General features: G+C 73.3%; 10 protein-coding genes, 5 tRNA genes and 1 pseudogene. 8 read left to right on the top strand and 8 right to left on the bottom strand.

What is annotated here, in order from left to right; genetic code table 11:
• The 4 genes and pseudogenes from ACWD5O_RS36430 to ACWD5O_RS36415 all read right to left on the bottom strand — a co-directional run.
• Positions 1-95: pseudogene (locus ACWD5O_RS36430) on the bottom strand (DUF881 domain-containing protein); the annotation flags it as partial.
• Positions 96-121: 26 nt separating this feature from the next.
• A complete protein-coding gene (locus ACWD5O_RS36425) occupies positions 122-3,052 on the bottom strand; it encodes a M36 family metallopeptidase (RefSeq protein WP_450088094.1) in 2,931 nt (976 codons plus the stop codon).
• A gap of 225 nt (positions 3,053-3,277) precedes the next feature.
• Positions 3,278-3,856 carry a TIGR03086 family metal-binding protein gene (locus tag ACWD5O_RS36420; protein WP_354963033.1) on the bottom strand — a complete coding sequence of 193 codons (579 nt, stop codon included), beginning with the start codon at positions 3,854-3,856 and terminating at the stop codon, positions 3,278-3,280.
• A gap of 94 nt (positions 3,857-3,950) precedes the next feature.
• The gene (locus tag ACWD5O_RS36415) at positions 3,951-4,553 is read right to left on the bottom strand and encodes a TetR/AcrR family transcriptional regulator (protein WP_449936902.1); all 603 of its coding nucleotides are present in this window, start codon (positions 4,551-4,553) and stop codon (positions 3,951-3,953) included.
• A 373-nt stretch (positions 4,554-4,926) separates the two neighbouring features.
• Between ACWD5O_RS36415 and ACWD5O_RS36410 the strand changes: the two genes are divergently transcribed.
• The 3 genes from ACWD5O_RS36410 to ACWD5O_RS36400 all read left to right on the top strand — a co-directional run bounded on the left by ACWD5O_RS36410 (position 4,927) and on the right by ACWD5O_RS36400 (position 5,193).
• Positions 4,927-4,999 (top strand) — tRNA-Gly (locus ACWD5O_RS36410).
• A gap of 34 nt (positions 5,000-5,033) precedes the next feature.
• Positions 5,034-5,104, top strand: a tRNA-Cys gene (locus tag ACWD5O_RS36405).
• A gap of 14 nt (positions 5,105-5,118) precedes the next feature.
• Positions 5,119-5,193 (top strand) — tRNA-Val (locus tag ACWD5O_RS36400).
• A gap of 84 nt (positions 5,194-5,277) precedes the next feature.
• Here ACWD5O_RS36400 and ACWD5O_RS36395 read toward each other — a convergent pair.
• Entirely contained in the window at positions 5,278-5,805 is a 528-nt protein-coding gene (locus tag ACWD5O_RS36395) for a PadR family transcriptional regulator (protein ID WP_354963031.1), read from the bottom strand.
• Between the two features lie 106 nt (positions 5,806-5,911).
• On the opposite strand from ACWD5O_RS36395, the gene ACWD5O_RS36390 reads away from it, so the two are divergent.
• Positions 5,912-6,619 (top strand): alpha/beta fold hydrolase, encoded by a 708-nt coding sequence (locus ACWD5O_RS36390; RefSeq protein ID WP_450088093.1) that lies wholly within the window; start codon positions 5,912-5,914, stop codon positions 6,617-6,619.
• 25 nt (positions 6,620-6,644) lie between these two features.
• On the opposite strand, the gene ACWD5O_RS36385 is transcribed toward ACWD5O_RS36390, so the two are convergent.
• Positions 6,645-6,917 (bottom strand): GNAT family N-acetyltransferase, encoded by a 273-nt coding sequence (locus ACWD5O_RS36385; protein WP_450088092.1) that lies wholly within the window; start codon positions 6,915-6,917, stop codon positions 6,645-6,647.
• Here ACWD5O_RS36385 and ACWD5O_RS36380 point away from each other — a divergent pair.
• Entirely contained in the window at positions 6,849-7,400 is a 552-nt protein-coding gene (locus tag ACWD5O_RS36380; protein WP_450088091.1) for a zinc-binding dehydrogenase, read from the top strand. The two genes, ACWD5O_RS36385 and ACWD5O_RS36380, sit on opposite strands and share 69 nt — an antisense overlap.
• On the opposite strand, the gene ACWD5O_RS36375 is transcribed toward ACWD5O_RS36380, so the two are convergent.
• The gene (locus ACWD5O_RS36375) at positions 7,351-8,331 is read right to left on the bottom strand and encodes a DUF5937 family protein (protein ID WP_450088090.1); all 981 of its coding nucleotides are present in this window, start codon (positions 8,329-8,331) and stop codon (positions 7,351-7,353) included. The two genes, ACWD5O_RS36380 and ACWD5O_RS36375, sit on opposite strands and share 50 nt — an antisense overlap.
• A gap of 70 nt (positions 8,332-8,401) precedes the next feature.
• On the opposite strand from ACWD5O_RS36375, the gene ACWD5O_RS36370 reads away from it, so the two are divergent.
• Positions 8,402-9,217 (top strand): isocitrate lyase/PEP mutase family protein, encoded by an 816-nt coding sequence (locus tag ACWD5O_RS36370; RefSeq protein WP_450088089.1) that lies wholly within the window; start codon positions 8,402-8,404, stop codon positions 9,215-9,217.
• 134 nt (positions 9,218-9,351) lie between these two features.
• Here the strand turns inward: ACWD5O_RS36370 and ACWD5O_RS36365 are convergent, their stop codons facing one another.
• Positions 9,352-9,594 (bottom strand): DUF6458 family protein, encoded by a 243-nt coding sequence (locus tag ACWD5O_RS36365; protein ID WP_387325239.1) that lies wholly within the window; start codon positions 9,592-9,594, stop codon positions 9,352-9,354.
• Positions 9,595-9,742: 148 nt separating this feature from the next.
• Here ACWD5O_RS36365 and ACWD5O_RS36360 point away from each other — a divergent pair.
• Positions 9,743-9,815 (top strand) — tRNA-Gly (locus tag ACWD5O_RS36360).
• 47 nt (positions 9,816-9,862) lie between these two features.
• Positions 9,863-9,937 (top strand) — tRNA-Val (locus tag ACWD5O_RS36355).
• Positions 9,938-9,976 lie beyond the last annotated feature (39 nt).

Here is a 9,976-nt window from a genome sequence, read left to right as displayed (position 1 = left end):
CGCAGCTCGTCGGCGCGTGCCGAGAGCCGGTCGGTCTCGCTCACCCGCTCCTTGATCTGCGCCACCAGCCCGGAGCGTGCCTTGCTGCGCCCCGGGCGGAGGTCCGCCGGCCCCGACGGTGTCACTTCGAGAACGCCTGGAAGTCGGCGATCCTGACCTGGTCCCGGGCCGGGCTGGCGGTCGCGCAGTCCGTCGTCGTGGCCGGGTCGTTGTCCTGCTCACCGGCGTAGTGCGGGCCGCCGGTGCACTGGCTGGCCAGCACCTCCAGTCGCAGGTGGGTGGCGAGCGTGGTGGGCACCGCGAACGTCCGGAGGTTGATGTCCCGGCTGTACGCCCGGTACGCCCCGCCGGGGAACGCGTCGCCCGCACTGGTGTAGATCCGCTGCCAGCGCGCCGGATCCGCGCAGTCGGTGGTCTTCGCGTTGCAGGCGGACACCGCGAACGAACGCAGCGCGCTGAGCGCGTTCTGACTGCCGGTGTCCGGGTCCGCGACGATCGCCGGGCGCAGCATCGCGCTGACGTTCACCCGCTTGACCACCTGGGGGGCGTCCCCGGGAAGTGCCACAGTGAGCTGCCTGCCGGCCACCCCGTCCAGCGAGGCCCAGTTCGTCGCCTCGGTGTCGTCGCCGATCCGCTCCAGGTTGACCCCGTCGCCGGTGATGGTGGCGCCGGACGCCGTGGACGCGAGGTTGCGGCTCATCCGCAGGTCCACGTACCCGTCGTGACCGGCCTTCGCGACCACGCTGAGCCGCTGGTGCCCGAAGCCGGGCGCCACGGCGAGCAGGTTGTACGTGCCGGCCACCAGCTCCACGGTGTCCGGCAGCGGCGTCGCCGGGTCGGTGTCCGCCACCGGCACCGCCCGCGCCTCGTACTCCCCGGCGTACACCCGGATCGGCGCGTCGGCGCTGTCGCCCCGCGGCCGTAGGGTGAGCGTCGCGTTGCCGCCGCTCGGCGAGGCGAAGCTCGGCGTCGGGTCGGTGTCGGCGGCGCCGTTGGTGACGGCGTCCCGGCCCATTCCGGAGCGCGCGAACTCGGCCCAGATCAGGTCCTGGTTGGCGCCGCCGAAGCGGAGCAGGTCGGCGGTGAGCATGTTGTCGCGCATGTCGAGCATGCTGACCTGGCTGGCGGCCTGGAGCAGGAACGAGTCGAAGACCAGCTGCGACCAGCGTCGGTTGCCCGGGCACTTGTCGGCGGCGACCTTCCCCTGCGCGCACTCCAGTTGCCGTTGCGGGGTGCCGAGGCCGTACCGCTTCACCAGCGCGGACCGGACCCGGAAGTTGGTGGCGCCCCAGATCTCCCCGTCGGCGTGCACGGCGGGCCCACCGGTGTTGTAACCGATGTCGGAGTAGTTGAGCGGGCTGCGGCTGAGGTCGTAGTTGCGGATGCCGCTGACCAGGTTGCCGGTGACGTAGCCGCCGGTGACGAAGGGCGTCTCGCCGGGGGCCCGCAGCCCGTTCTGGAAGAGGTACTCGGCGGCGAGCAGGTCGCCCCACGACTCACCCATCGCACCGCCCTGGTGGCCGCCGATCCCGCTGTCCGGGCCGGCGATCATCCGGTTGGTGATCGCGTGGGTGTACTCGTGGCCGATCACCGTCATGTCGTAGTCGCCGTCCACGCACGGCGGGTACGGCCCGCCGGCCTGCGGCTGCCACAGGTACATGTTGGTGGTCGGCGGCAGTCCGTCGCGCGGGGTGCCCTGGTTGGCGTTGTTCCGGTTGCCGCTCAGCGCCCCCTGCTGGGCGCGGCCCTGCTCGGCGTCGCCGCCCAACCCGGCCGGGGTGAGGTTGACGGCCTGGAGGTTCCACGCCGACTCGGTGAAGCCCAGCTGGTACGACCAGTCGTGCATCCGGTTGTGCATGGCGAACAGGTTGGCGATCGACGCGTCCGCGTCGTTGCGCTGGGCGGACGTGAACACGTCCGGGTTGCACTTCGCCTGGTGCCACTGGTCGGTGAACGGGTATTCGTAACGGCGTTCCGGGCTGAGCGGGGCCGGGACGACCGGGGTGCCGGCACCCCAGGACAGCACCGTGTTGGCCGAGTTGCCGCGCGAGGTGAAGGTGGGCGTGCCGGTGGCCGCGTCGACATCCCACGGCTGGCCGGTGGCCGGGTCACGGAAGGCCGCCTGGCAGCCCGGCGTGGGGTCGCCGCACCAGCGCACCCGAGGGTCCTGCCCGGGGCCGAGATCGCGGGGCGGGGTGGCCGGGAAGACGGCCCAGCTCGGGTTGTCGGAGTCGAAGTCGACGAGGTCCTCACGGACCAGCACCTGCCCGGTGATCCCGTCCACATAGGTGGTGAAGGCGGCCGGGTGGTCGGTGTCCGCGCTGATCAGGGTCACCTCGTACCCGGCCCGGGGCCCGTCCAGCGGGGTCGGCACGGCCACCGCGCGCACGGTGTGGCTGGCCACCGCGCTGGCGTCCAGCTTGGCGTCGGTGAGCGCGGCGGCGTACGCCTGCTCGGCCGTGCGGGTGGCCTGTGCGGGTACGCCGGTGGTGCGGGCCAGCGAGGAGCTGACCGAGAGTACCGTGCCGCCGGTGACCGCGACGGTGACCAGGCCGTCCGGCCCGGCCGGCAGGTCGCCGAAGCGCTGCCGCAGGGTGACCACGGCTCCGCTGCCGATCGGCCGGACCAGCACCCGTTCCAGGGCGGCCACCGCGGCGGTGTCCATCCCGAACAGGTCCCGGTTGGCGGCCAGGTAGGCGCGGGCGGCGGCCTCCGGGTCGGTGGGCAGCCCGGTCGCGAGCGGGGCGCGGCCGGGGCCGAGCGCCTGCGGGGTGCCGAGCCGGTTCCAACGCACGTCGGGGTCGGCGGCGCGGGCCAGCCCGCGTTGGCGGGCGTCCGGTGCCGCCGTACCCCGGCGGTTGTCGACGTCGGCGTGCTGGTGCCCTTCGGCGAACGGCCCGGACCGGCGCTCGGCGGACGGCGCGCCGCCGGCGGGGGCTGCGGTGCTGACGCCGGTGGGGAGCAGCGCGGCGACCGTCGCCGTCGACGCCAGGATGGCGATGAGCCGGCGTCGACGCCGGCTCATCGGGGGTGACCACTCCGGTTGTGGCACGGGACCTCCTCGTGGGAGCGGATGACCGGCGGCCGCCGGCCGACGCTGCGCGGTAACGCATGTGCATCTGTGGATATCAGCCGGTCGGGGTGGCGGCAAGGTCCGGGCACGCCGACGCGCCGACGGATCGAGATAATTCAACTTTACAAAGTAGGCAGCCTAGTAAAATGAGCGTGACGCGCGCCGGCCCTGGCGCTGGTTCCGCCGCTGCGACGGGCGGCGCGCTCAGGCGACCGGCGACCAGTCGGGGTCGCGGCCGAAGGCGGCAAGGAGGCGGTCCTGCTCGTCGTCGCCGGACACCCGCACCCCGCCCCGGACCAGGTCGTCGCGCCGGTAGTCGTCGACCCGGCCGGCGAACCATCGGGCGCACACCCGCACCACGTCTGGGTCCAGCCGCGGCTCGGCGCCGATCGCCACCGCCACGTCCCAGCCGTGCACCATGTGTTCGGCGAGGAGCTGCTGGAGGTACTCGTCGGCCGGGGTGTCACCGGCGGACAGGTGCACGGTGCGATCGCGCGCGCCGGGATGGGTGGCGGCGATCTCGGCCTGCGCGGCGGCCTCCCGCGCCGTGGTGGCCGGGTCGGCGCCGAGCTGGTCGCCGTCGAACCGGCCGCCCACCTCGTCGACGGTCCGGCCGGCGAGCAGCGGCACGCTCCACCGGTCCTCGCCGACCACATGGTTGACCAGGGTGCGCACGTCCCAGTCCGGGCAGGGTGTCGGGTCGGACCACTGGCCGGGCCCGACCTGGTCAACCCGGTCGACGAACTCGGCCAGGCTCCGGCGGTACGCCTCCAGCAGATCCATGCTGCCGATTGTTCCGGGCGGCGTGGCGAGGCGAGTGGTTTTGCCGGGCCCCGGCAGGGTGATCCGCGCTGGCCGGCGGGCGGCCGCCCGCGGATCAGTCCAGGTCGGTCGGGTCCAAGCCGAGCTCCCGGGCGGTGACCAGGCGGACCCACTCGCCGAACTGCCGGCGGGAGATCACCCGGTCGTGCACGGCGAACTGCACGGCCAGGCCGTCCATCACCGCGCTGATCCGCCAGGCGGCCCCGTCCGGGTCGGCGCACTGGAAGGTGCCGTCGGCGACCCCGGCGGAGATCACCGCGGCGAGGTCCTGCCGCCAGCGCAGGTCGAGCCGGCGGGAGACCTTCTCCACCTCCGGGGTGCGTAGCGACTCGGACCAGCCGTCGATCCACATGGACCAGGAGGTGGCCCGCCCGGCCGGGGTGTAGAGCTTGAGGATCCGGCGGAGCTTGGTCAGCGGCGGGGCCGAGGATCGGGTCACCGCGTCCAGCCGGGCCAGATCCTGCTCGACCGCGTACGCGAACGCCTGCGCGAGCAGCCGCTCCTTGGTGACGAAGTGGTAGAAAACCAGGGCCTGACTGACCCCGGCGGCCTGCGCCACGTCTGCCGTCCGGGTGTTGGCCAGACCGCGCTCGACGATCACGTCACAGGCGGTGCGCAGCAGGGCATCCAGGCGGATCTCGGCCGCACGTCTCGTCACGACCGTTACGGTAACCCATCCGACCGAACACGAACAGTTACCCGTCACCGTCCGATCCGGGATGCGACAGTCGGAACCCGGACACTTCCAGACGGTGCCTTCCGTCGTTTTCCTGAGGGCGTACGTCGAGGTCCGCCGGCACCAGCTGACGCGCCGGAACGCTCGTCGCCCGCCGCGCCACCCGGCGACGGGCATCTCGACGCCGCGACGTCGGAGTGTGACGGCTGCCAACCATCAGGGCAGCCCCCTAGGAAGCCTGGCGGTGGTGGGGCTGGTCCCGCCCGGGCGGACGCGCCGACGCGGACCCCGAGTTGGCAGTCGTTCACCGGCTCGGCTAAAGTTCTCATCCGTCACCCGGGAACGCCGGGGGCGTGCGGACGTAGCGCAGCTGGTAGCGCATCACCTTGCCAAGGTGAGGGTCGCGGGTTCGAATCCCGTCGTCCGCTCGGAGCTGCCGCCACGTACGACGGGGGCAACCTCGGTGGGGTGGCCGAGAGGCGAGGCAACGGCCTGCAAAGCCGTGTACGCGGGTTCAAATCCCGTCCCCACCTCAGCAACAAGGCACGGGCGATTGGCGCAGTGGGAGCGCGCTTCCTTGACACGGAAGAGGTCACTGGTTCAAACCCAGTATCGCCCACCAGCAGAAAACGGCTCGTTACCGGAATCCCGGTAACGAGCTTTTCTGTATGCGCTCGCCAGGTCGCGAGCTCGCCAGCTCGCCAGCTCACTGCGTGAGCGACGTCAGCAGCTCCCGCAGCCAGGCGATCTCGGTGCGGCTGGTGGCGGTGGCGATGCGGAACAGCCCTCGGCGGAAGGGGTCGTCGGGGAAGTCGTCGGCGCGCAGCGGTCGGTCACCGTCCCAGAAGAAGCTCGCCGGCTGGGTGAGGAAGTCGAGCCGTCGCCGCAGCACGGCGGCCTGACCGGCTGGGTCGTCCAGGTGGCGCAGGAAGGCCAGCAGTGTGAACCAGCGGTTCTCGTCGGTGATGAACAGTTCGTCGGGGGTGCGCAGCCGGCGCAGCAGTTCCGCCTGCCCGGCGGGGCTGAGGGTGAGCACGTGCCGTGGCGCCGCCACCTGGCCGGCCTGAACGTCGCGACGTAGCAGGCCCGCGCGCTCCATGCGCTTGATCGTCGGGTACAGCGTCCCGTCCGCGATGGGCCGGACGTGGCCGGTGAGCGCCGCGACGCGCCTGCGCAGCTCGTACCCGTGCAGCGGGGCGTCGGCCAGGAAGCCCAGTATCGCGAACTCCAACATCGTGTTAGCTTACCTCCACAACGGGATACCTCGACTGCGAGGTATTGGTCAGGAGGTAGTGATGCGCGGCGCCCAGGTGCGGCCAGACGGCACGACGATTCGTTGGGTGGAATTGCCCGGCGCCGAGCCCGCCCGGGTCTACCTGCACGGGCTCGGCGCCTCCTCACCGGTGTACTTCGCGGCGGTGGCCACCAACCCCACGCTCGCCGGACGGCGCACCCTGATGATGGATCTGCTCGGGCACGGCATCAGCGACCGGCCGGCCGACGCCTCCTACACGCTGGAGGAGCACGCCGACCTGCTCGCCACCGCGCTGAACACGGCCGGGGTCAGCGCCGCGGAGGTGATCGCGCACAGCATGGGCGGCTCGGTCGCCATCGTCCTGGCCGCCCGCCACCCGCACCTTGTCGCGGCCCTGGTTCTCGTCGACGCCACCCTCGACCCGCAGCCTCCGGGCGTCGGGATCCGCGCCCGCTACACCGAGGAGCAGTTCCTGCACGGCGACGGCCGATCCGAGACGCTCGACCGTGTCGGGCCGGCCTGGGCGGCGACGATGCGACTCACCGGTGCGGAGGCGCTCTACCGCACCGCCGCCCACCTCGGCCGCGGCACCACACCCACCATGCGGGACCTGCTGCTCGACCTGCCGGTGCCGCGCACCTACCTCCACCCGGCCGACAGCGAGCCGACGGGTGTGCGTGCCCTCACCGACGCCGGCGTGCGGGTGGTCGCCGTGCCGGACGCCGGTCACAACATCATGTTGGACAATCCGGAGGGCTTCGTGGCGGCCACTGCCGAGGCACTGCGGGCGTAGGCCACGCGCTCGCTTCCGGCTCGGCTCAGAAGGTCAGCAGCCGGAACGTGCCCACGGTGCGGAAGCCGAGGCAGCGGTAGACCGGCTCGCCGACGGGCGTCGAGGTGAGTGCCGCCGTGCGGACGCCCCGCCCGGCGGCCAGGTCGAGCGCGGCCCTGGTCATCGCCGCGCCGATGCCCCGCCGGCGCTGCTCAGGCTGGGTGCCGACGAAGTACAGGGTGAGCAGCCCGTGGCTGAGCCAGGCCACGGCCGTCCCGACGATCCGGCCGCCGTCGAGGCGACCGGCCAGCCTGATCACCGTGCCGTCGCCGGCGAACGCCTTCTCCCGCTCGATCGCCGCCGCCGCGCCTTCCGCCGGGATTCCGGACACCCGGGCGTAGGCGCCGACGAACGCGTCCAGGTCGGTGGCTTCGGCGATGTGCAGGCCGGCCGGTGTCGGCGCGCGCCGGATCCGGCGGAGCTTGCCCGGGCCGCCCGCCCGGACGTCACCCTGGTGCCGGCGTTCGTGCACGACCACGACGGACGGCGCGACAAGCTCGACCTGCTTCGGCGGCTCGCCGAGGAGGGTGCGCTGACCCTCCGTGTCGCCGGCCGGTTCCCGCCGGAGGAGGCGTCCCGGGCGCACCGGATCCTTGAGGCGGGCGGGGTGCGGGGCCGGCTGGTCATCGATCTGACGCGGCGGCACCCGGAGCGCCCTGTCCGGCGCCGACCCACCCGCACGCCGCATCGGTCTACCCGGTCGCGGAGAGCAGCGCCTCGGCGAGGTCGGTGCGGGTGTTGAGCAGCGTGCGGCCCTGGCGCTGGGTCACCACCAGACCGGCCGCGCGTAACGCGGTGAGATGTTGGGAGACCCCGCCGGGCGACATGCCACTGCGCCGGGCCAGCTCGGTGGTGCTCACCGGCCCGATCAGCTCGGAGAGCAGCCGGGCCCGGCCGCGCCCGAGCACGGCGGCCAGCGCGTCCGGGACGCCGGTCGGATGCTCCCACAGCGCGCCGAGCCCACGGGCGGGATAGGCGAGCTGCGGCGCGTCCCCGGCGGACACGCTCGCCACCGACGGCCACACGAAGACCGACGGAACCAGCACGAGGCCCGGACCGTCCGCGACGTCCGGGGCCAGGCAGTGCCGCTGCGCGACGAGCAGGGTGTCGTCCTCCCACCGGACCTGGCGGTGCAGATCGTTGAGGAGCACCGCCGCGCCGTCCTCGGCGAGCAGGCGGGCGCGGGCGGCGACGTCGGCGTCCAGCAGCAGCCGCAGCCGGGGCCAGTGCGGGGCCAGGGCGATCCGCCAGTACGCCTCGATCTCCTCGGTCAGCCGGCGCAGCCCGGCCGGCGGGTCTGCGTACAGGGCGGCGAGCGCGGGCGTGCGGTCGCCCGGGTACAGGTCCAGGTGCGCGCGGACGGTGTCGGTCGGGGTGGCGCGGACGGCGGCCAGTTCGGCGGCCAGGTCCGGGATGAGGCCGGCGGGCGGCGGGGTGAGGAAGTCGGCCAGGTAGCTGGGCCGGGCCGGCACCAGCTGCCAGAGCAGCCCGCCGTTAGCGTCGATCAACCCGGCCTCGACCAGCGGTGGACGGACCCGGCGTACCCAGGGCAGGTGGACGGCGTGGTCCCCGGGGTCGCGCAGCACCCGGATGCTCGCGACGACCTCCCACAGGCAGGAGACGGCGAACCGGATGCGGGCGACCGCACCCGCCGACAGGCTGATGGCGACCACGGCACCCCCGGTGGATTCAGCTGGGACTGAAACATTACCGCCAGGGTCGGGGCCGGCCGAGACTTGCCGGGTGAGCGAACAACACACCCGAGCCGAACTGTTCCGATCCCTGCACACACCAGGGTCGCCGCTGGTCCTGGTCAACGCCTGGGATGCCGCGAGCGCCCGCATCGTGGCGGCCGCCGGCGCCCGCGCGGTGGCCACCACCAGCGCCGGCGTCGCCTGGAGCCTGGGTGTACCCGACGGCGACGTCCTCGGCCGCGACGCGGCCGTCGATATGGTCGGCCGGGTCGCCGCCTCGGTGGCGCTGCCGGTCACCGCGGACATCGAGTCCGGGTACGGCGCGACGCCGGCGGAGGTCGGCCTGACCACCCGCGCCGTGCTCGACGCCGGTGCGGTCGGCGTGAACATCGAGGACGCCCGACGCGAGGCCGACGCGCCGTTGCGCGACGTGCCCGACCAGTGCGCCCGGATCGGCGCGGTGCGGGGCGCGGCCGACGCGGCGGGGCTGCCGCTCTACGTCAACGCCCGGATCGACACGTTCCTCAGCGGCGCCGGGGACGTCGACGAGACCGTGGCCCGGGCCACCGCCTATCTCGCCGCCGGCGCGGACGCCATCTTCGTGCCCGGGGTGGTGGACCCCGTGACCATCCGCGCGCTGGTGCGGGCGGTACCGGCGCCGCTGAACGTGCTCGCCGGGCCGGGTGCGCCGACGGTGGGGGAGCTGGCCCGGCTGGGGGTGGCCCGGGTGAGCCTCGGCTCGTCGGTCGCGGAGGCCGCGTACGCGGTCGCCCGCCGGGCGGCGGACGAGGCCCTCGGCGCGGGCACGTACGGCGCGCTGGCGGACGCCCTCGACTACGGAACGCTCAACGCGCTGATGCGGTGAGCGACGAGGGCCGTGCGGTGCCGGGAGGGGTGCCTCCCGCGGTCAGTCGGGGTCACGGATGCGACGGGCCGGCCACCTCGATCGAGGTAGCCGGCCCGGCATCGCGTGATCCGCCGGCGCCGCCGGTGGTCGTGTCACAGCGGCGGGCCGATGTCCCGCCGCTCCTCGACCCGGCGGTACTCCACCGGCTGCTCACTGGTGGTGACCACCGCACGGCGGCGACCCCAGATCAGCGTGGTCATGATCAGGCCGAGCACACCGGCCGCCATCAGGATCCAGCCGACCACGTCGAGGTTGATGCCGCCGACGCTCGCGTCCAGCGCGAAGGTGAGGATCGCGCCGAGCGCGATCAGGAAGATGCTGGTGCCGATACCCACGACAGCCTCCTTAGGGGGATGTGGTGCGCTGTCGAGCCCTTCAGTACCCCGGCGCCGACCAACGCAACCCGCCACCGGCCAGGGTGGCGCTCCGGGCGATCTTGCGATCGGGTAGAGTTCACCTGTCGCCGGGGCACACCGGCGACGTGCGGACGTAGCGCAGCTGGTAGCGCATCACCTTGCCAAGGTGAGGGTCGCGGGTTCGAATCCCGTCGTCCGCTCGCGATCCGCCCCACGGGGCCTGGCTGCCGGTTCGGGCGGTCACCACGGGCGATTGGCGCAGTGGGAGCGCGCTTCCTTGACACGGAAGAGGTCACTGGTTCAAACCCAGTATCGCCCACCAACGCGGAACGGCTCGTTACCGGAATACCGGTAACGAGCC

Source organism: Micromonospora sp. NPDC005161, assembly GCF_053599855.1.
Note: the sequence above shows the minus strand (reverse complement) of the source record. Positions and strands in the feature narration are given on the sequence as shown.